The organism is Epibacterium sp. HA2-3 (assembly GCF_055693725.2).
In genome coordinates, this window is sequence record NZ_CM172490.1 from 814,068 (window position 1) to 833,144 (window position 19,077).

Here is a 19,077-nt window from a genome sequence, read left to right on the forward strand (position 1 = left end):
CATGCGCACAGTGATCTTTGACCTTGATGGTACCTTGGCCGATACCTCTGTCGATCTGCTGGCGGCGGCCAATCATTGCTTTGGGGTCATGGGGCTCGGCGAAATGCTCACCCATCCCGAGGACGCAAAGATCGCGTTGCGCGGCGGGAAGCGCATGCTTGCCGAGGGGCTGACGCGCGCAGGTCAGTACCGCGAGGCCACGGTCGAGGAATACTACCCTGTGCTTCTCGACGCCTATCGCGACAGCATCGACACCCACACGGTGATGTATCCCGGCGCGATGGCGGCGGTGGAGGCCCTGAAAGGGGCTGGTTACGGCGTCGGGATCTGCACCAACAAACCCGAAGCGCTGGCAGAGGATCTGATGCAGCGCCTTGGCGTGCGTGATGCATTTGCCTCGCTTGTGGGGGCTGACACATTACCGGTGCGCAAACCTGATCCAAAGCCCTTGTTCGAAGCCGCGCGCCGCGCCGGCGGCACACCTGAGATGTGCGTTCTGATCGGGGACAGTGACACCGACCGCAATACCTCGCGAAACGCCGGGGTGCCGTCGGTGCTGGTGACTTTTGGCCCGGCGGGGGACGAAATGGCCGCGTTGGAACCCGAGGCGCTGCTGCATGATTATGCCGATTTGCCAGCTGTCGTGGCGGGGCTGATCGGGATCAACGACGCGCGCTGACCCTGACGGCATCGCACCCCCCTGATGCGTCAGGGGGTCATGATAGATGCGCGTTCAAACGCAGCTTCTGCAGTGGTCAGGTCATCATAGACCAGACGCACCTTGATGGTTTGCACGGACCCCAACTCAAAACTGCGATAGGGGTCGCCGTCGCCGCTCTTGATGGCGCCGGGAGAGCCCTCGTCGGCGTGGCATTCGGGCATGTCCCAGACCTCGTAGTCGCCCTCGTTGATGGCAAGCTCCATCTGTGCAAGCCCGCAGCGCCAAGCCCAGAGATGGGTCACATAGACGAGATCCTGCCCGTTGAATTCCCGCACCGCGACCCAGTTGGACTGAGTGGCGTTCAGGATCGGTTTGACTTCGGTGGCGGTGAGGAACTTGCCGGTCGCAACCTGCGGCTCTGCGGTCAGGCCCGAGGTGTCCTGAGCATCGGCAGCGCCGCTGTAGATCGCGACAGCGAGTGCAATGGAGGGGATGAGGGAGTTCATGTCAGTGGCCCTTTCGCAGGTTCGGATCACAATCTTGGTCAGGTTACCCTGTGGCTTGATCCGAGGGAACCGCAAACCTGCGGCAAGCTGGCACCCTCTGCGCTCTTGACCTTGCGCGGGCGGCGGATCATGACTTTGCTCATGACAGAGCGTTTTACCGGCAATTTCACCCAGCAAGACCCCATCCCCGAGGAGGCTATCGCTGCCGCCGTCGAGGTAATGCGCCACGGGCGCATCCATCGCTACAACCTCGCCGGAGAGGAACAGGGCGAAACCGCGTTGCTGGAGCAGGAATTTGCGCAGCTGATGGGGGCGAAATACTGCCTTGCGGTCGCGTCCGGGGGCTATGCGCTTGCCACTGCGCTGCGCGCCGTTGGGGTGGGGCATGGGGACAAAGTGCTCACCAACGCGTTCACATTGGCGCCGGTGCCGGGGGCGATTGCATCGGTCGGCGCAGAGCCGGTGTATGTTGATGTGACCGAGGATCTGACCATCGATCTCGACGACCTCAAGGCCAAGGCGGGCGAGGCAAAGGTCTTGATGCTCAGTCATATGCGCGGCCACCTTTGCGATATGGATCACCTGATGGAAATCTGCACCGCCGCTGGTGTAACCGTCATCGAGGATTGCGCGCATACGATGGGGGCCAGCTGGAATGGGACACCATCCGGGCGCCATGGCCTGATCGGGTGCTATTCCTGCCAGACCTACAAACATGTGAACTCTGGCGAAGGCGGGCTTTTGATCACCGACGATGCAGACGTCGCGGCTCGGGCCATTATGCTCTCTGGGTCCTACATGCTCTATTCGCGCCATCTGGCGGCACCTGAGCCTGAAGTGTTCGAGCGGGTGAAATACGAGACGCCCAATATCTCGGGTCGCATGGACAACCTGCGCGCCGCGATCCTGCGGCCGCAACTGCGCGACCTTGATGCACAGGTGGCACGCTGGAACGATCGCTACCGCACGCTTGAGGCCGGGGTGAGGGACACACCGGGCCTACGTGTTGTGGAGCGTCCGGAGGCCGAAACCTATGTAGGCTCGTCCTTTCAGTTCCTGCTTCTGGATTGGGCGCCGGAGGCGGTCCAAGACGTGCTCTCGCGCTGTGCAGCACGCGGCGTGGAGCTCAAATGGTTTGGCGGGGCTGAGCCTGTCGCCTTTACCTCGCGCTATGATAGTTGGCGCTATGCGCCCGCGCAGAGCCTGCCAAAAAGCGACCGCATCCTTGCAGGCATCCTCGATATGCGCGTGCCGTTGACCTTTAGTCTTGAGGATTGCGCGCTCATTGCCCGCATCATTCGCGCAGAGGTCAGCGCCGTCTGGCAGGCGCAGGGGCAGCAGGTCTAACCGACGCAGACTCTTAAAACCGGCGATTGTTTCCAGCCCTGCATCGCGTGAGGGCCAAAAGGCCTGCGCGCTGCTCTGTGCAACATCAGCGTTGACCGCTTCGCAGCTCTGTGTCATTTATTGAACAAGTGTTCATTAAATATCGTGACTCGGGAGGAGACGCGCAATGTTCAACGCAAGCATGACATTCGATCTAGGCGAGGACGTAAACGCCCTGCGCGACATGGTGCACCGCTGGGCGCAGGAGCGCGTCAAACCGATGGCGCAGGAGATCGACCAGAAAAACGAATTCCCCGCCGAGCTCTGGAAAGAGATGGGCGAGCTGGGTCTTCTGGGCATCACCGTGGATGAGGAGTTTGGCGGCGCGGGCATGTCCTATCTGGCGCATACCGTCGCGGTCGAGGAAATCGCGCGGGCCTCGGCCTCCGTATCGCTGTCTTACGGCGCGCATTCCAACCTTTGCGTCAACCAGATCAAGCTCAACGGCAATGCCGAGCAAAAAGCCAAATACCTGCCGCGCCTCATTTCTGGCGAACATGTGGGCGCGCTGGCAATGTCCGAGGCTGGCGCGGGTTCCGACGTGGTTTCGATGTCGCTGCGCGCCGAAAAGCGCAACGACCGCTTTGTTCTGAACGGCAACAAATACTGGATCACCAATGGTCCTGACGCGGACACGCTGGTGGTCTATGCCAAGACTGATCCAGGGGCGGGCTCCAAAGGCATCACCGCCTTCCTGATCGAGAAGGAATTCAAGGGCTTTTCCACCTCCAAGCATTTCGACAAGCTTGGCATGCGTGGCTCAAACACCGCGGAGCTGGTCTTTGAGGATGTGGAAGTTCCGTTTGAAAACGTGCTTGGCGAAGAGGGCAAGGGCGTACGCGTCCTGATGTCCGGTCTGGATTACGAACGCGTGGTGCTTGCGGGGATCGGCACCGGCATCATGGCCTCCTGCATGGATGAGATGATGCCTTATATGGCCGAACGCAAACAATTTGGCCAACCCATCGGGAACTTCCAGCTGATGCAGGGCAAGATCGCGGATATGTACACTGCGATGAACACCGCACGCGCCTACGTCTATGAGGTCGCCAAGGCTTGCGACAAGGGCACCGTGACCCGTCAGGATGCGGCGGCCTGCTGTCTCTACGCCTCTGAGGTGGCGATGACGCAGGCGCATCAGGCGGTACAGGCCTTTGGCGGGGCGGGTTATCTGAGCGACAATCCGGTCGGTCGGATCTTTCGCGATGCCAAGCTGATGGAGATCGGTGCGGGCACGTCGGAAATCCGGCGCATGCTGATCGGGCGCGAGTTGATGGGCCATATGAGCTAAGGCGCCGATGCGGGTCGCCTATTGGATCCCGATTGCAATGCTCGCGCTAGTGCTGGCGGTGGTCGGGTTCCGGTACGGGCTGATCCGGCAGGGGATCACCGAAACCGATGTGATTACGCTCTATGCGCAGAAATACCTCAGGGATCACGCAGACTCTGGGGCTTTGGGGGCGGCGCAGATCAGCGATTGCGCAGCGCGTCCGGCAGAGCGCGGGCATCTTTGGACCTGGCTCGTGGTGACATGCCGCCCGGAGGGTCACACGGATGCTGGGAGCTTTCGCTACCGGATAAACTGGCTGGGCGGGCTGATTGAGTACATTGCGCCGGGAGAGGGCGCGCCACGCGCGCCGCAGACCTGACCGCGCAACTGGCGCGGTGGCAAGGCAAGCGCCGCGCAAGGACGGTGGAACAAAAAAGCGCCACCATGAAGGTGGCGCAACTGGGATGGAAATGCTGCGCGGAAAATGCTCGCGCAGCTTGGGCAAAGGATCAGAAGCGGTGCACGTAAGAGACACCCACAGTGACCGGATCAATCTCCGCCTTGCCAATGGGTGCACCGTTGAGCCGTGCGTCGGTGTCGATGTCCATGTAGCGCACGTTCAGACGCAACGCGCCGCGCTCCGAGATCTGCCAGTCAGCACCCACCGTCGCGGCAAAGCCAAAGCTGTTGTCGAGGTCGAGCGTGCCAAGCGACGACTCTTCCGAGAAGAAGGTGGTGTAGTTCACGCCGACACCAACAAAGGGGGTCACCTTGCCCTTGGTGGGGATATGATAGACCAGCGACAGGGTCGGCGGCAGTTGTTTGGTGGAGCCGATGTTGCTGCCTCCAAGCGCGATGTCGTGCTCAAACGGCGAGGCCGCCAAGAGTTCAATGCCGAGATTGTCGCGGATGAAATACTCCGCCGTGAGCGACAGCTGGGTGTTGTCGTCAATCGTGGCCGCAGCGCCGGCAAGCGTGCCATTGTCGGATTTCGGGTTCACGTTGATGACACCGACACCAAAGGTCCAGTCGCCCTGAGACTGTGCCATGGCGGGGGCAGCAAAGCTTGCGGCGGCAACGCCCAGAGCGAGGGCGGAAACCAGAGTTTTCATGGGGAGAATCCCTTCTTTCATCAGTATGGCGCGACATTGCCAGAGATGAGGTGCGCGCGCTCTGATCTAGATCAAATGAGATCCTCCTTTCCCTTTGGAAAGATTGGAAAAATTGCATACCACCTATGCGCTGAACGCAGGGTTAAACATGACTAAGAAACGCATCATTCCCGGGCTGACCGCCACAGGCGCGTGGGACATCCCCGAGCGGCTCAATATGGCGGCGCAGGCGATGGATCACCCGGCCGATAAACTGGCGATCATTGACCTCACCTCCGGGACCCGCCGTGATGTGTTTCATGGGGAATTGGCCGTAATGGTCGATGGTCTGGCGCGCACATTGCTGCAACGTGTCGCCCCCGGTGATCGCGTCGGAGTGCTCTTGTCGCAATCACCTTGGTGCGTGGCGGCGCATCTGGCGATCTGGAAGATAGGCGCAGTCTCGGTGCCGCTATTTAAACTGTTTCAGCACGATGCCCTTGCCAACCGGGTCGAGGATGCAGGTGCAAAATATGTGCTGACCGATCAGGAAGGCGCGGCGCAGCTTGGCGATCTGGCCGAGCCGCTGATCGCCGCAGAGATCGGCGTCGAGGGCGATCCGGTGCCCTTCGCCGACACTGGATCCGAGGACCCGGCGGTCATTATCTATACCTCCGGTACCACGGGCAAACCCAAGGGAGCCTTGCACGGGCACCGGATGCTGACAGGGCATCTGCCGGGCGTGTCGATCAGTCACGACCATCTTGGCCAGCCCGGTGATTGTCTCTGGACGCCTGCGGATTGGGCGTGGATCGGCGGGCTGTTTGACGTCGCCATGCCGGGGCTTGCGCTGGGCGTGCCGGTGGTGGCCGCGCGGCTTGATAAGTTTACGCCAGACACCTGCGCCGAGGTGATCCGCTTGGGTGAGGTGCGCAACGTCTTCTTTCCGCCTACCGCCCTGCGCATGCTGAAAGCAGCGGGGCAGGGGCTCGACGGTTTGCGCTCTGTTGCGTCCGGCGGAGAGCCCCTGGGCGCGGAGATGCTCGCCTGGGGCCAGCGTCACTTGGGCGTCACCATCAACGAATTTTATGGCCAGACCGAATGCAATATGACGGTGTCCTCCTGTGGTGCGGACTTCCCCGTGCGCCCTGGCTGCATCGGGAAACCGGTGCCGGGGCATGTGGTCGAGGTGATCGACGCAGACGGCCAGCCCACCCGTGAGGAAGGCGATGTGGCGGTGCGCCGTGGTTCCGGGTCCATGATGCTGGAATACTGGAACCGCCCCGACGCCACCGCCGAGAAGTTTCACGGCGACTGGCTGGTGACCGGGGATCGCGGCATTTGGGAGCAGGGCTATCTGCGCTTCGTGGGGCGTGAGGATGACGTGATCACCTCTGCCGGTTACCGCATCGGCCCCTCCGAGATCGAGGATTGCCTGATGACCCACCCGGCCGTTGCCACCGTCGGTGTAGTCGGCAAGCCCGACGCCCTGCGCACTGAGATCGTCAAGGCCTATGTGGTGCTGAAACCGGACCACGCCCCAAGCGAAAAAGAGCTGCAGGATTACGTCAAAGAGCGCCTTGCCAGCTATTCCTATCCCCGCGAGATCGCCTTTCTCGACGCTTTGCCGATGACGGTTACGGGCAAGGTGATCCGCAAGGAACTCAAGGCGCGGGCTGCGGGGGAAGGGAAGTGATGAAGGCAAGGAGCCGCAGTTTGAGTGACCAGCATGTCGCTTGGGCGTCGCGCCTGTTTTTTCATACCTGTCCAACATGTGGCGGAGCGGTGCCGCTTTCGCATCTCACGGGGCGCGGTTGGCCGCAGATTGCCGAGTGTCGAGGCTGTGGAAAGCACTGGCGAGTCGCGCTCAGTTCTCGAGCATACCTTTGGCGGTTTGTATCGCGCGCAATACCACTGGTATTTTTCTCTCTGTTTGTGACAAGCGCCGCGCTCCACTTCGCCTTTCCTGAACTGTCGTATCTGGCGCAAAACGGTCAGACCAAGCTGCGTTTCGTGGCTTTCCCATTCCTGGTTTTCTCCGCTTTGGCGTCCGTACTATTTTTTTCACGTCGTCTCCCTTTGGAAGAGGAACCGAAATGAAACTTCAATCCAAGGCAATGCCCTCCTCTGAAGGGTTCAAGGCAAACAAAGCTGCCCATCTCTCCGCTCTGGCCGAGATCAGCGAGGCCGCCGAGGCCGCGCGCTTGGGCGGGGGCGAGAAATCCCGCGCCCGACATGAAAGTCGCGGCAAGATGCTGCCGCGCCGCCGGGTGGCGAACCTGCTTGATCCCGGCTCGCCCTTTTTGGAGGTTGGCGCGACGGCGGCCCATGGCATGTATGATGGCGCAGCCCCGGCGGCAGGCGTGATTGCTGGTATCGGGCGTGTCCACGGTCAGGAGGTCATGGTGGTCTGCAACGACGCTACCGTGAAGGGTGGCACCTATTTCCCGATGACGGTGAAAAAACATCTGCGCGCCCAAGAGATTGCCGAGGAAAACAACCTCCCCTGCGTCTATCTGGTGGACAGTGGCGGCGCCAACCTGCCGCAGCAGGATGAGGTCTTTCCCGACCGCGACCACTTTGGCCGCATCTTTTACAATCAGGCGCGGATGTCGGCCAAGGGCATTCCGCAGATCGCCGTGGTCATGGGGTCCTGTACCGCAGGGGGGGCTTATGTGCCGGCAATGTCCGACGTCACCATCATCGTCAAGGAACAGGGCACCATCTTCCTTGCAGGCCCGCCACTGGTGAAGGCCGCCACGGGCGAGGTCGTCTCGGCCGAAGATCTGGGCGGCGGGGATGTGCACACGCGGCTTTCGGGCGTTGCGGATTACCTCGCTGAGGATGACGCCCATGCGCTGGCCCTCGCGCGGCGCGCGGTCAGCCATCTCAATCGCACCAAACCCCAGGGCGTGAACTGGCAGAGCCCGGAAGAGCCCGCCTACGATCCCGAGGAGATCCTTGGCGTGGTGCCGGGCGATCTGCGCACGCCCTATGACATCCGCGAGGTGATCGCGCGGCTGGTTGATGGTTCGCGCTTTGATGAATTCAAACCCCGCTTTGGCGAAACGCTGGTCACCGGCTTTGCCCACCTCAAGGGCTGCCCCATCGGGATCATCGCCAACAACGGCGTGCTCTTTTCAGAAGCCGCACAAAAGGGCGCGCATTTTGTGGAACTCTGCAGCCAGCGCAAGATCCCGCTGGTCTTCCTGCAAAACATCACCGGTTTCATGGTGGGCCGCAAATACGAAAACGAAGGCATCGCCCGCCACGGCGCCAAGATGGTAACGGCGGTGGCCTCCACCAATGTGCCCAAGATCACCATGCTGGTGGGCGGCTCCTTTGGTGCGGGCAACTACGGCATGGCAGGGCGGGCCTATTCACCCCGGTTCCTCTGGACATGGCCCAATTCGCGCATCTCCGTGATGGGCGGCGAGCAGGCGGCGGGCGTTCTGGCCACGGTCAAACGCGATGCGATCGAGCGCCAAGGCGGCACATGGTCCGCCGAAGAAGAGGCACAGTTCAAGCAGCCCACCATCGATATGTTCGCCGAACAAAGCCACCCGCTCTATGCCTCCGCTCGGCTCTGGGATGACGGTATTATTGACCCGCGCAAAAGCCGCGATGTGCTGTCGTTGTCGCTCAGCGCCGCCCTCAACGCCCCCATCGAGGACACACGCTTTGGCGTGTTCCGCATGTAACCTCTTCTAACCTCAAATATCCCGGGGGGTCGTCCATTGTGCGCCATTGGTTCAAGCCCAATGGGCGGCGGGCAGCGCCCCCGGTCCAACGCTCCAAGCAAAGGACCTGCCCGATGTTCAACAAGATCCTGATTGCCAACCGTGGCGAAATTGCATGCCGGGTGATGGAAACCGCCCGTCGTCTGGGTGTACGCACCGTCGCCGTCTACTCCGATGCGGACCGAGACGCCAAACATGTGGCGCTTGCGGATGAGGCTGTCCATATCGGTCATGGACCTGCCCCGGCGGATAGCTACCTGCTGCAGGACGAGATCCTCGCCGCCGCCAAAGCCACCGGTGCGCAAGGCATACATCCGGGCTATGGTTTTCTCTCTGAAAACCCCGATTTTGTGGAAAAGGTCGAGGCCGCCGGTCTCGCCTTTATCGGCCCCTCTGCCAGCGCGATCCGCAAGATGGGTCTCAAGGACGCCGCCAAGGCACTGATGGAAGAGGCGGGCGTACCGGTGGTTCCCGGCTATCACGGCGACACGCAGGATGCGGGCTTCCTCGCCAAACAGGCGAACAGCATCGGCTATCCGGTCCTGATCAAGGCGGTTGCAGGCGGCGGTGGCAAGGGCATGCGGCTGGTCGAGGACCCCAAGGATTTCAACGATGCGCTGGCCTCGGCGCAGGGCGAAGCCACCACGTCCTTTGGCAATCCGGCGGTATTGATTGAAAAATACATCCAGAAACCGCGCCATATCGAGGTGCAGGTCTTTGGCGACGGCACATCGGCGGTGCATCTCTTTGAGCGCGACTGTTCGCTGCAACGTCGCCACCAGAAGGTGATCGAAGAAGCCCCGGCCCCCGGCATGACCGAAGAGATGCGCACCGCCATGGGACAGGCCGCCGTGCGTGCCGCCGAAGCGATCGGCTATGCAGGTGCGGGCACGGTGGAGTTCATCGTGGACGGCTCGGACGGGCTGCGTGCGGACGGGTTCTGGTTCATGGAGATGAACACCCGTTTGCAGGTAGAACACCCGGTCACCGAGCTCATCACTGGCGTCGATCTGGTGGAGTGGCAGCTGCGCGTCGCCTCTGGCGAAGGGCTGCCCATGCAACAGGACGACCTTTCCATTACCGGCCACGCCTTTGAGGCGCGGCTCTATGCCGAGGATGTGCCCAAGGGCTTTTTGCCCGCCACCGGCACGCTCTCGCATCTGGCCTTTCCCGAAGGGGTGCGCGCCGACAGCGGTGTGCGGGCAGGGGACACCATCAGCCCTTGGTATGATCCGATGATCTCCAAGTTGATCGTGCATGGCCCCTCGCGCGCGGCAGCGCTGCGTCAGCTGGATGACGCGCTCGCGCGGACCGAGGTTGCCGGAACCGTAACAAACCTTGCCTTCCTCGGCGCGCTCGCCCGGCATGCAGGCTTTGCTGCGGGCGACGTGGACACGGGCCTGATCGCGCGCGATCTCGACAGTCTTGCTGCCGCGCCGGAGATGAGGGCCGAACACAAAATCGCGGCTGCGATGGTGGCGCTTGATGTGATCGATGCCAAACCCGAAATGGGCTTCACGCTTTGGGCGGACCTGCACCGTTCCGTTACGCTTGAAGCGCAGGGCGAGCGTTTCGAAGCCTCGGTCGAGGTGAGCGGCCCGGATCGTCAGGACTGGACCCTTGATGGAGATATGTTTGCCGTCAATCGCATGGGGTCGGGCTGGGTCATCAGCGGCATGGCCTTGCCACCCTATGCAAAAAGTGGCGACGCCATCACGATATTTGACCGCTATGGGCTGAGCTTCAAGGTCGTTGACCCGCTGGACCGCGCCGCAGGCGCCGCCGGGGATGGCAACCTCATTGAGGCCCCGATGCCGGGCTTGGTCAAGGCGGTCTTTGCCGAGGCAGGTGCCGCAGTCAAAGAAGGCGACCGGCTCGCCATCCTTGAAGCTATGAAAATGGAACACTCTTTGCTGGCCGCCCGCGACGGTGTGGTTGCAGAAGTTCTTGCGCAAGCGGGCGATCAGGTGGAGGCTGGTGCAGCGCTGGTGCGGCTTGAGGAAGAGGCCTGAGCCGCGCGCATGAACCGGGAGGAGCAAAACCCATGAAAGACCGCGTCGAGATCTTTGAGGTGGGCCCACGCGACGGGCTGCAGAACGAAAAGCGTGACATTCCTGTCGCCGACAAGGTGGCCCTGGTGGATTGTCTCAGTCGTGCAGGCTTTTCCCGGATCGAGGTGGCAAGCTTCGTGTCGCCGAAATGGGTGCCGCAGATGGCGGGCAGCGCAGAGGTTCTGGCCGGGATCACCAAGGCCAAAGGCGTGCGCTACGCGGCGCTCACCCCGAATATGCGCGGTTACGAGGATGCGCTGGCTGCGCGCGCTGATGAAATCGCCATCTTTGCCTCCGCTTCCGAGGGGTTTTCGCAGGCCAATATCAATGCCTCGATTGCCGAGAGTATTGAACGCTTTGCCCCCATTCTGGAGGCTGCGCGTCATATCGACCTGCCGGTGCGGGGCTATGTCTCCTGCGTGACCGACTGCCCCTATGATGGCGCTGTTGCACCCGACAAAGTGGCCGAGGTCGCGGATCGCCTGTTCTCGATGGGCTGCTATGAGATTTCGCTTGGCGATACTGTGGGAAAGGCCACACCCGACAAGATCGCCAAGATGTTGATCGCGGTCAAAGATGCGGTGCCAGTCACCCGCCTCGCAGGTCACTATCACGACACCGCGGGCCGTGCGATCGCCAATATAGATGCGTCGCTTGCGCTGGGCGTGCGGGTGTTTGACGCTGCCGTTGGCGGGCTTGGTGGCTGCCCCTATGCGCCGGGCGCGGCAGGGAATGTGGCCACCGAGGTGGTCCACGAACATTTGACGCGGCTGGGGTACGACACGGGCCTTGATGGCACCGTACTGCAAGAGGCCGCCGCCATGGCGCGGCACTTGCGCCCCGAGCCCACCGACGCCTGAGCTATCAAGACACGAAGGACCCTTTGGCCATGTATGACACGCTTTTGCTAACCCGTGATGATCGCGGTGTGGCGACCCTTACGCTCAACCGTCCCGAAAAGCACAACGCAATGTCGGGCCTGATGCTGCAGGAACTGCAGGACGCGGCGCGCGCGTTGGCGGCGGACCGCAGCGTGCGGGTTGTTGTGCTCACGGGGGCGGGCAAGAGCTTTTGCGCCGGGGGCGATCTGGGCTGGATGCAGGCGCAGATGGAGGCTGATGCCGAAACGCGCGGGCGCGAGGCCCGCGTGCTGGCCGAGATGCTGAACCTTCTCAACACCTTGCCGCAGCCGCTCATTGGGCGGCTGCAGGGCAATGCCTTCGGGGGCGGGGTCGGAATGGCCTCGGTCTGTGATGTGGCCATCGGTGTCGACAGTCTCAAGATGGGGCTCACCGAGACCAAACTGGGACTGATCCCCGCCACCATCGGCCCCTATGTGATTGCCCGCATGGGCGAGGCGCGGGCGCGTCGCGTATTCATGTCGGCGCGACTTTTTGATGCAGCCGAGGCGGTCGATCTGGGGCTCCTGAGCCGCGCGGTACCCGCCGACTCACTTGATGCTGCGGTGGAAGCAGAGGTAACTCCTTACCTCGACTGCGCGCCGGGGGCGGTAGCGGATGCCAAAGCTCTGGCGCGCGCGCTTGGGCCGCGTATCGATAAATCCACAATCGATTTTACAATTTCCGCCCTTGTAACCCGCTGGGAAAGCGCCGAGGCGGTCGAAGGCATCAACGCGTTTTTTGATAAACGCCGCCCCTCCTGGCGTGACAAATAAGGGGAATTCCCCTCTGCGAGCGCAGCACGTTTGCGCTCGTTTTTGATGCACACAATCCTTAGCGAAACCATAAGGATGGTGTGGCCTGTTGCAGCACTGCGAAACTGGCCAATAAAGCGATCCGCATTAACTCCCCTTTGGTTGACGGTCTCTAGGGACAAGAGTAGTAACGGCGCAAGTCAACACGCCAATTGACGGTGCACGAGCAGCGAATTGCCGTGTGCGCGGAAAGGAGCCACTCGTGGAAGAGATGTTGCGGGAATACCTGCCCATTCTGGTGTTTTTGGCCGTCGCCATCGGCCTTGGTCTCGTACTTATTCTTGCTGCCGTCGTTGTTGCGGTGCGCAATCCCGACCCTGAAAAAGTCAGCGCGTATGAATGCGGCTTCAACGCTTTCGACGATGCCCGCATGAAATTCGACGTGCGCTTTTATCTGGTGTCGATCCTGTTCATCATCTTTGATCTGGAAATTGCTTTCCTGTTCCCTTGGGCCGTGGGTTTCAAGGACATCAGTGATGCGGGCTTCTGGTCGATGATGGTCTTCCTTGGGGTCCTGACCATCGGATTTGCGTATGAGTGGAAGAAGGGGGCTCTGGAATGGGAGTGATGGCTGGCGCGAACACCGCAGGTGTCGACAAGGAAATGGTGGCACAAGCCCTGAACGCAGAGTTGCAGGACAAGGGGTTCTTGCTGACCTCTGCCGAGGATATCATCAACTGGGCGCGTACCGGTTCGCTGCACTGGATGACCTTTGGTCTTGCGTGCTGCGCGGTGGAAATGATGCACACCTCCATGCCGCGTTACGATGCCGAGCGTTTCGGGATCGCACCGCGCGCCTCTCCGCGTCAGTCGGACGTGATGATCGTCGCAGGGACGCTCACCAACAAAATGGCCCCGGCGTTGCGCAAGGTGTACGACCAGATGCCCGAGCCGCGCTACGTGATCTCGATGGGGTCCTGCGCCAATGGCGGTGGCTATTACCACTACAGCTATTCCGTGGTGCGCGGCTGTGACCGGATCGTGCCAGTGGACATCTATGTGCCTGGCTGCCCGCCCACCGCAGAGGCGCTCCTTTATGGGCTGATGCAGCTGCAGCGCAAGATCCGCCGCACCGGCACCCTTGTGCGCTAAGGGCAGGAGACTCAGATGATCGAAGCATTGCAAGACCTTGGCCACCAGATTGAAGCCAAGCGCCCCGAGTGCGTATTGTCCTGGGATATTGCCCATGGCGAACTGAACATCGACGTAAAGCCCGCCAACATCGCGGGCCTCGTTGAATTCCTGCGCGTCGACAGCGCCTGCCGGTTCTCCACGCTGGTGGACATTACCGCAGTGGACTATCCCGAGCGCACCAAGCGTTTTGACGTGGTGTATCACCTCCTTTCGATGTACCAGAACCAGCGCATCCGTCTGCGCGCAGCTGTGCGCGAAGAGGACATGGTGCCCTCCATCGTGGATGTGCACCCCTCCGCCAACTGGTTCGAGCGCGAAGTCTTTGACATGTTCGGCATCCTGTTCACGGGGCACCCGGACCTGCGCCGCCTGCTGACGGACTATGGCTTCCGCGGCCACCCGCTGCGCAAGGATTTCCCGACCACTGGTTACACCGAAGTGCGCTACGACGAGGCGCAAAAGCGCGTGGTCTACGAGCCGGTGAAGCTGGTTCAGGAATACCGCCAGTTTGACTTCATGAGCCCATGGGAGGGTGCTGAATATATCCTTCCCGGCGACGAGAAGGAGGGGGCGAAGTGATGGACGGCTCCAAAGGTTTCGAAGACGCCCAGACGGGCGAACAGAAAATCCGTAACTTTAACATCAACTTTGGCCCGCAGCACCCGGCGGCGCACGGCGTGCTGCGTCTGGTGCTGGAACTCGATGGCGAAATCGTTGAGCGCTGCGACCCTCATATCGGTCTGTTGCACCGCGGCACCGAAAAGCTGATGGAGAGCCGCACCTACCTGCAGAATCTGCCCTATTTCGACCGCCTCGACTACGTGGCGCCGATGAACCAGGAACATGCATGGTGTCTGGCAATCGAAAAGCTGACTGGCGTGGAGGTCCCCCGCCGTGCGCAGCTGATCCGAGTGCTCTATTCGGAGATCGGTCGCATTCTCAATCACCTCTTGAACGTCACCACTCAGGCGATGGACGTGGGCGCGCTGACGCCGCCGCTCTGGGGCTTTGAGGAACGCGAAAAGCTGATGATCTTCTACGAGCGGGCCTGTGGTGCACGCTTGCACGCGGCCTACTTCCGTCCTGGTGGCGTGCATCAGGATCTGCCGGACGAGCTGCTGGATGATATCGACCTCTGGGCTATGGAATTTCCGAAGGTCATGGACGACATCGACGGCCTCTTGACCGAAAACCGAATCTTCAAGCAGCGCAACTGCGACATTGGCGTCGTCACCGAGGATGACATTCAGAAGTATGGCTTCTCCGGTGTGATGGTGCGCGGGTCTGGCCTGGCTTGGGATTTGCGCCGCGCGCAGCCCTATGAATGCTACGACGAGTTCGATTTCCAGATTCCTGTCGGCAAGAACGGCGACTGCTACGATCGCTACCTGGTGCGGATGGAAGAGATGCGTCAGTCGCTCTCGATCATCCGTCAGGCTATCGCAAAATTGCGCGAGGCCACCGGTGACGTTCTGGCCCGCGGCAAGCTCACCCCGCCCAAGCGCGGCGATATGAAGACCTCGATGGAGAGCCTGATCCACCACTTCAAGCTCTATACCGAAGGCTTCCATGTTCCCGAGGGCGAGGTCTATGCCGCTGTCGAGGCGCCCAAAGGCGAATTTGGCGTCTATCTCGTGGCGGATGGCACCAACAAACCCTACCGCGCCAAGCTGCGCGCACCGGGGTTCTTGCATCTTCAGGCGATGGATTACGTCGCCAAGGGCCACCAGCTTGCGGATGTCGCTGCAATTATTGGAACCATGGACATCGTGTTTGGAGAGATTGACCGATGACACTACGCGCATTTATCGCAGGGGCCTCCCTGTGTCTGATCGGCCAAACCGCACTGGCAGAAAAATCGCTGGCGGATCTCGTTGCTGAATCCGTTGGATATGTGCAGGTGCGCGATGGCGTCATCCTGATCGAAGATGATTACGACGAATACATCTGCCGCATGACCGCGAGCGATGCCGCATTCGATGCAAAAGCCGCAGGCCAGGAGATCCCCGCTGGGGCGCTCAGCTCGACCTGTATCCTGCTCGAGGAATTCGACAAATCCGGCACGCCCGCGTTTGCAGAGAAATCGCTGGCGGATCTCGTGGCCGAGTCCGTTGGCTACGCGCATGTGCGCGATGGTGTCGTCATGATCGAAGACGACTATGACGAATATGTTTGCCGTATGAATGCGAGCGATGCCGCATTCGACGCCAAGGCCGCAGGTCAGGAGATCCCCGCAGGATCGCTCACCTCGACTTGCATTTTGCTTGAGGAGTTCGACAAGTAATGCTGCGTCGTCTTCATCACGAACAGCCTGACAGCTTTGCGTTCACCCCGGCCAATCAGGCCTGGGCCGAAGCTCAGATGACCAAATATCCCGAAGGCCGTCAGGCCTCGGCGGTCATTCCGATTCTGTGGCGCGCGCAGGAGCAAGAGGGCTGGATCTCCAAACCCGCGATCGAATATGTGGCCGATATGCTCGGCATGGCCTACATCCGCGTGCTGGAAGTGGCCTCTTTCTATTTCATGTTCCAGCTGCAGCCCACGGGTTCGGTTGCGCACATCCAGATCTGTGGCACCACGTCCTGCATGATCTGCGGTGCCGAGGATCTGGTCGCGATCTGCAAGGACAAGATCTCTGCCAAGCCGCATACGCTGTCCGAGGACGGCAAGTTCTCTTGGGAAGAGGTGGAATGCCTTGGCTCCTGCGCCAATGCGCCGATGGCGCAGATCGGCAAGGATTATTACGAGGATCTGACCTCGGCGTCTTTTACCAAGCTGCTCGATGATCTGGCGGCGGGTAAACCCGTCGTACCCGGCCCGCAAAACGGTCGCTACGCTGCAGAGCCAAAGGCGGGCCTGACCTCGCTCACCGAATATGAAGCAGGCAAGCCGCAGTATAATGCCTCGGCGGAGCTTGCGACCGACATCGGTGACGGCGTGAAGCGTATTCAGGGCGATGAAGTTCCGCTCCTGACCCCATGGGTCGGCAAGGATGGCGTGGTTGCAGGGCGTGCCGCTGCAGATCCCACGCCGCCCGCGCCAGAGCGTCCGCAACCCGCGGCCAAGCAGGCTGAGACCGCCAAGAAGAAGGCTCCGGCCAAGCCCGCGGTAAAGAAATCGGATGCGGCAACGCTTGCACAGCCCGAAGCCGCCGCCGCAAAGGTGACGGAACCCAAGGCGGCCGGGGAAGAACAAGCACCCGAGACGCTGACAGCGGCGCGCGAGGGCGGGGCGGACGACCTCAAACTCCTCAAAGGTGTGGGGCCAAAGCTCGAACAGACGCTGAATGAACTGGGCTTTTTCCACTTTGACCAGATTGCCAAATGGACCGAGGCCGAAGTTGCCTGGGTGGATGCGCGCCTGAAGTTCAAAGGCCGCATCGAGCGCGACGGCTGGATCGAGCAAGCCAAGCAACTGGCAGCCGGTGAAGAAACCGAGTTTGCCAAATCGGCCAAGAAAGACGGCCGCTACAAAGACTAAACTCTCCGCTGCGTGCGGCCTCAAGGGCCCTACGCCGTGGTCAAGGATGACTGGACCGGATGACGCAGGACGAACAGGATAAGGCCATCGCTGCCAAAGGGCGGCACATCTCGCTGGTGATTGCCGGTACGATGGTGGCTTGGTTGCTCCTGTCCCTGCTCGTGGGTCCCGCGATTGGCCTGCCGGGCCGATATGCGCTGCTGTTCGATTTTGCGGCTCTGGCCGCGATGATCTACGCGGGCGTCAACATCATTCAACTCTGGCGTATGCGTCAGAACAGTCAAAGGTAGGCACACATGCTGAAGGATCAGGACCGGATCTTTACCAACCTTTACGGGATGCACGAACGCACGTTGGCGGGCGCACAAAAGCGCGGCCACTGGGACGGTACGGCGGGCCTCATTGAAAAAGGGCGCGACTGGATCATCCAGACCATGAAGGATTCCGGCCTGCGCGGGCGTGGCGGTGCGGGCTTCCCCACCGGCCTCAAATGGTCCTTCATGCCCAAGGAAAGCGACGGACGTCCGGCCTATCTGGTGATCAACGCCGATGAGTCCGAGCCCGGCACCTGCAAAGACCGCGAAATCATGCGTCACGATCCGCATACGCTGATTGAGGGCGCGCTGATCGCTTCCTTCGCGATGAACGCGCATACCTGCTACATCTACCTGCGCGGCGAATATATCCGCGAGCGCGAAGCGCTGCAGGCGGCGATTGACGAATGCTACGACAAGGGTCTCCTTGGGAAGAACGCCGCAGGCTCCGGCTGGGATTTCGATCTTTTCCTGCACCACGGGGCAGGGGCTTATATCTGCGGCGAGGAAACCGCCCTGATCGAGAGCCTTGAGGGCAAAAAAGGCATGCCGCGCATGAAGCCGCCATTCCCGGCAGGCGCAGGCCTTTATGGCTGCCCGACCACCGTGAACAATGTGGAATCCATCGCCGTTGTGCCCACCATCCTGCGGCGCGGGGCGGAGTGGTTTGCCGGCTTTGGCCGTCAGAACAACGCGGGCACCAAGCTTTTTGCGATCTCTGGCCACGTCAACAACCCCTGCGTTGTTGAAGAGGCCATGTCGATCAGCTTTGAAGAGCTGATTGAAAAACACTGCGGTGGCATTCGCGGCGGCTGGGACAACCTTCTGGCAGTGATCCCCGGCGGCTCTTCCGTGCCCTGTGTGCGCGGCGAGAAGATGCGCGATGCGATCATGGATTTTGATTACCTGCGCGGCGAGCTGGGCTCTGGCCTGGGCACTGCGGCGGTGATCGTGATGGACAAGCAGACCGATATCGTCAAAGCGATCTGGCGCCTCTCGAAGTTCTACAAGCACGAAAGCTGCGGCCAGTGTACGCCTTGCCGTGAAGGCACCGGCTGGATGATGCGCGTGATGGATCGTCTTGTGCGCGGTGAGGCGGAGCTTGAGGAGATCGACATGCTCTGGGATGTCACCAAGCAGGTCGAAGGCCACACCATCTGTGCTCTGGGCGATGCGGCCGCATGGCCCATTCAGGGTCTCATTCGCAACTTCCGCGAAGAGATCGAAGATCGCATCAAGGCGCAGAAATCGGGCCGTATGGGCGCGATGGCAGCGGAATAATTTGAAAGATGATGATTAACTCCCGTTTTCCTTTGTCGTTGATGCTTGTGGCCTCGCTGGGGCTGGTGGCTTGTGGCCAGTCGCGCGACGACAAGCGTATGCGCTTTGACGGTATCGTGTTCCGCACCAGCGCCAAGCCGATCGACAAGAAGGAAACGCTGCTCAACTTTCGTGTTGAGGTGCGTGACGCGTTGCAATCCCAGCGTGGTGCGCTGGCGGCTGCGACGCATGAGGCCACGCGCTACTGCATCCAGAACTACGGCACTTCGCGGTTTGACTGGACCAACATCATCCCTGACTCTGAGGGCAGCTATCAGATCCAGCTCGACGATCGCGATGCCATCTTCACGGGACGTTGCAAACCGTGACGCGGATCTCGGCATATCATGGCCGGTTTGGCACAGCGCTATTGAATAACAGCGCGCTACACTCCCGTGGTTCCATTGGAA

20 protein-coding genes are annotated in these 19,077 nt (G+C 61.1%); 18 read left to right on the forward strand and 2 right to left on the reverse strand.

Annotated elements, in window-relative coordinates; translation table 11 throughout:
- The first annotated feature begins 1 nt into the window (after position 1).
- The gene (locus ACZ1HH_RS03800) at positions 2 to 679 is read left to right on the forward strand and encodes an HAD-IA family hydrolase (protein ID WP_472635914.1); all 678 of its coding nucleotides are present in this window, start codon (positions 2 to 4) and stop codon (positions 677 to 679) included.
- A gap of 29 nt (positions 680 to 708) precedes the next feature.
- Here ACZ1HH_RS03800 and ACZ1HH_RS03805 read toward each other — a convergent pair whose 3' ends face one another.
- Positions 709 to 1,167: a hypothetical protein gene (locus ACZ1HH_RS03805; RefSeq protein WP_011538075.1), complete on the reverse strand. Its 459-nt coding sequence runs from the start codon at positions 1,165 to 1,167 to the stop codon at positions 709 to 711.
- 141 nt (positions 1,168 to 1,308) lie between these two features.
- Here ACZ1HH_RS03805 and ACZ1HH_RS03810 point away from each other — a divergent pair, with 141 nt between their 5' ends.
- The 3 genes from ACZ1HH_RS03810 to ACZ1HH_RS03820 all read left to right on the forward strand — a co-directional run bounded on the left by ACZ1HH_RS03810 (position 1,309) and on the right by ACZ1HH_RS03820 (position 4,202).
- Positions 1,309 to 2,514, forward strand: a complete 1,206-nt coding sequence (locus tag ACZ1HH_RS03810; protein WP_472637295.1) for a DegT/DnrJ/EryC1/StrS family aminotransferase — start codon at positions 1,309 to 1,311, stop codon at positions 2,512 to 2,514.
- Positions 2,515 to 2,680: 166 nt separating this feature from the next.
- Positions 2,681 to 3,844: an isovaleryl-CoA dehydrogenase gene (locus tag ACZ1HH_RS03815; protein ID WP_011538077.1), complete on the forward strand. Its 1,164-nt coding sequence runs from the start codon at positions 2,681 to 2,683 to the stop codon at positions 3,842 to 3,844.
- Between the two features lie 7 nt (positions 3,845 to 3,851).
- Positions 3,852 to 4,202 (forward strand): hypothetical protein, encoded by a 351-nt coding sequence (locus tag ACZ1HH_RS03820; protein WP_472635915.1) that lies wholly within the window; start codon positions 3,852 to 3,854, stop codon positions 4,200 to 4,202.
- Between the two features lie 130 nt (positions 4,203 to 4,332).
- Here ACZ1HH_RS03820 and ACZ1HH_RS03825 read toward each other — a convergent pair whose 3' ends face one another.
- Positions 4,333 to 4,935: an OmpW/AlkL family protein gene (locus ACZ1HH_RS03825; RefSeq protein WP_472635916.1), complete on the reverse strand. Its 603-nt coding sequence runs from the start codon at positions 4,933 to 4,935 to the stop codon at positions 4,333 to 4,335.
- 148 nt (positions 4,936 to 5,083) lie between these two features.
- Here ACZ1HH_RS03825 and ACZ1HH_RS03830 point away from each other — a divergent pair, with 148 nt between their 5' ends.
- The 14 genes from ACZ1HH_RS03830 (at position 5,084) to ACZ1HH_RS03895 (ending at position 18,996) form a co-directional block, all read left to right on the forward strand.
- On the forward strand, positions 5,084 to 6,610 hold the full coding sequence (locus ACZ1HH_RS03830; RefSeq protein ID WP_472635917.1) for an AMP-binding protein: 1,527 nt from the start codon (positions 5,084 to 5,086) through the stop codon (positions 6,608 to 6,610).
- Positions 6,611 to 7,010: 400 nt separating this feature from the next.
- Positions 7,011 to 8,615, forward strand: coding sequence for a carboxyl transferase domain-containing protein (locus tag ACZ1HH_RS03835; RefSeq protein ID WP_065326945.1), 1,605 nt, complete (start codon positions 7,011 to 7,013; stop codon positions 8,613 to 8,615).
- Between the two features lie 113 nt (positions 8,616 to 8,728).
- A complete protein-coding gene (locus tag ACZ1HH_RS03840; protein WP_472635918.1) occupies positions 8,729 to 10,666 on the forward strand; it encodes an acetyl/propionyl/methylcrotonyl-CoA carboxylase subunit alpha in 1,938 nt (645 codons plus the stop codon).
- A gap of 32 nt (positions 10,667 to 10,698) precedes the next feature.
- Entirely contained in the window at positions 10,699 to 11,565 is an 867-nt protein-coding gene (locus ACZ1HH_RS03845) for a hydroxymethylglutaryl-CoA lyase (protein WP_472635919.1), read from the forward strand.
- A gap of 29 nt (positions 11,566 to 11,594) precedes the next feature.
- Positions 11,595 to 12,380 carry a crotonase/enoyl-CoA hydratase family protein gene (locus tag ACZ1HH_RS03850; protein WP_011538085.1) on the forward strand — a complete coding sequence of 262 codons (786 nt, stop codon included), beginning with the start codon at positions 11,595 to 11,597 and terminating at the stop codon, positions 12,378 to 12,380.
- A 241-nt stretch (positions 12,381 to 12,621) separates the two neighbouring features.
- On the forward strand, positions 12,622 to 12,987 hold the full coding sequence (locus tag ACZ1HH_RS03855; RefSeq protein ID WP_011538086.1) for an NADH-quinone oxidoreductase subunit A: 366 nt from the start codon (positions 12,622 to 12,624) through the stop codon (positions 12,985 to 12,987).
- Positions 12,978 to 13,511, forward strand: coding sequence for a NuoB/complex I 20 kDa subunit family protein (locus tag ACZ1HH_RS03860; protein ID WP_472635920.1), 534 nt, complete (start codon positions 12,978 to 12,980; stop codon positions 13,509 to 13,511). The genes ACZ1HH_RS03855 and ACZ1HH_RS03860 overlap by 10 nt, the downstream gene beginning before the upstream one ends.
- 15 nt (positions 13,512 to 13,526) lie before the next feature.
- Positions 13,527 to 14,132 carry an NADH-quinone oxidoreductase subunit C gene (locus ACZ1HH_RS03865; RefSeq protein WP_416368107.1) on the forward strand — a complete coding sequence of 202 codons (606 nt, stop codon included), beginning with the start codon at positions 13,527 to 13,529 and terminating at the stop codon, positions 14,130 to 14,132.
- Positions 14,132 to 15,346: an NADH-quinone oxidoreductase subunit D gene (locus ACZ1HH_RS03870; protein ID WP_416369371.1), complete on the forward strand. Its 1,215-nt coding sequence runs from the start codon at positions 14,132 to 14,134 to the stop codon at positions 15,344 to 15,346. Before ACZ1HH_RS03865 ends, ACZ1HH_RS03870 begins: the two co-directional genes overlap by 1 nt.
- Positions 15,343 to 15,837 (forward strand): hypothetical protein, encoded by a 495-nt coding sequence (locus ACZ1HH_RS03875; protein WP_011538090.1) that lies wholly within the window; start codon positions 15,343 to 15,345, stop codon positions 15,835 to 15,837. The genes ACZ1HH_RS03870 and ACZ1HH_RS03875 overlap by 4 nt, the downstream gene beginning before the upstream one ends.
- Entirely contained in the window at positions 15,837 to 17,033 is a 1,197-nt protein-coding gene (locus ACZ1HH_RS03880) for an NADH-quinone oxidoreductase subunit E (RefSeq protein ID WP_472635921.1), read from the forward strand. Before ACZ1HH_RS03875 ends, ACZ1HH_RS03880 begins: the two co-directional genes overlap by 1 nt.
- Positions 17,034 to 17,092: 59 nt before the next feature.
- The gene (locus tag ACZ1HH_RS03885) at positions 17,093 to 17,323 is read left to right on the forward strand and encodes a DUF5337 domain-containing protein (protein WP_011538092.1); all 231 of its coding nucleotides are present in this window, start codon (positions 17,093 to 17,095) and stop codon (positions 17,321 to 17,323) included.
- A gap of 6 nt (positions 17,324 to 17,329) precedes the next feature.
- Complete coding sequence (gene nuoF, locus ACZ1HH_RS03890; protein ID WP_011538093.1) at positions 17,330 to 18,628, forward strand: NADH-quinone oxidoreductase subunit NuoF; 1,299 nt, start codon at positions 17,330 to 17,332, stop codon at positions 18,626 to 18,628.
- A gap of 8 nt (positions 18,629 to 18,636) precedes the next feature.
- Positions 18,637 to 18,996: a hypothetical protein gene (locus tag ACZ1HH_RS03895; RefSeq protein WP_472635922.1), complete on the forward strand. Its 360-nt coding sequence runs from the start codon at positions 18,637 to 18,639 to the stop codon at positions 18,994 to 18,996.
- Positions 18,997 to 19,077: the final 81 nt, after the last annotated feature.

Coding starts and splice junctions, on each gene's coding strand:
- ACZ1HH_RS03800 (WP_472635914.1), top strand. CDS start 2: ATGCGCACAGTGATCTTTGACCTTGATGGTACCTTGGCCGATACCTCT.
- ACZ1HH_RS03805 (WP_011538075.1), bottom strand. CDS start 1,167: ATGAACTCCCTCATCCCCTCCATTGCACTCGCTGTCGCGATCTACAGC.
- ACZ1HH_RS03810 (WP_472637295.1), top strand. CDS start 1,309: ATGACAGAGCGTTTTACCGGCAATTTCACCCAGCAAGACCCCATCCCC.
- ACZ1HH_RS03815 (WP_011538077.1), top strand. CDS start 2,681: ATGTTCAACGCAAGCATGACATTCGATCTAGGCGAGGACGTAAACGCC.
- ACZ1HH_RS03820 (WP_472635915.1), top strand. CDS start 3,852: ATGCGGGTCGCCTATTGGATCCCGATTGCAATGCTCGCGCTAGTGCTG.
- ACZ1HH_RS03825 (WP_472635916.1), bottom strand. CDS start 4,935: ATGAAAACTCTGGTTTCCGCCCTCGCTCTGGGCGTTGCCGCCGCAAGC.
- ACZ1HH_RS03830 (WP_472635917.1), top strand. CDS start 5,084: ATGACTAAGAAACGCATCATTCCCGGGCTGACCGCCACAGGCGCGTGG.
- ACZ1HH_RS03835 (WP_065326945.1), top strand. CDS start 7,011: ATGAAACTTCAATCCAAGGCAATGCCCTCCTCTGAAGGGTTCAAGGCA.
- ACZ1HH_RS03840 (WP_472635918.1), top strand. CDS start 8,729: ATGTTCAACAAGATCCTGATTGCCAACCGTGGCGAAATTGCATGCCGG.
- ACZ1HH_RS03845 (WP_472635919.1), top strand. CDS start 10,699: ATGAAAGACCGCGTCGAGATCTTTGAGGTGGGCCCACGCGACGGGCTG.
- ACZ1HH_RS03850 (WP_011538085.1), top strand. CDS start 11,595: ATGTATGACACGCTTTTGCTAACCCGTGATGATCGCGGTGTGGCGACC.
- ACZ1HH_RS03860 (WP_472635920.1), top strand. CDS start 12,978: ATGGGAGTGATGGCTGGCGCGAACACCGCAGGTGTCGACAAGGAAATG.
- ACZ1HH_RS03865 (WP_416368107.1), top strand. CDS start 13,527: ATGATCGAAGCATTGCAAGACCTTGGCCACCAGATTGAAGCCAAGCGC.
- ACZ1HH_RS03870 (WP_416369371.1), top strand. CDS start 14,132: ATGGACGGCTCCAAAGGTTTCGAAGACGCCCAGACGGGCGAACAGAAA.
- ACZ1HH_RS03875 (WP_011538090.1), top strand. CDS start 15,343: ATGACACTACGCGCATTTATCGCAGGGGCCTCCCTGTGTCTGATCGGC.
- ACZ1HH_RS03880 (WP_472635921.1), top strand. CDS start 15,837: ATGCTGCGTCGTCTTCATCACGAACAGCCTGACAGCTTTGCGTTCACC.
- ACZ1HH_RS03885 (WP_011538092.1), top strand. CDS start 17,093: ATGACGCAGGACGAACAGGATAAGGCCATCGCTGCCAAAGGGCGGCAC.
- nuoF (WP_011538093.1), top strand. CDS start 17,330: ATGCTGAAGGATCAGGACCGGATCTTTACCAACCTTTACGGGATGCAC.
- ACZ1HH_RS03895 (WP_472635922.1), top strand. CDS start 18,637: ATGATGATTAACTCCCGTTTTCCTTTGTCGTTGATGCTTGTGGCCTCG.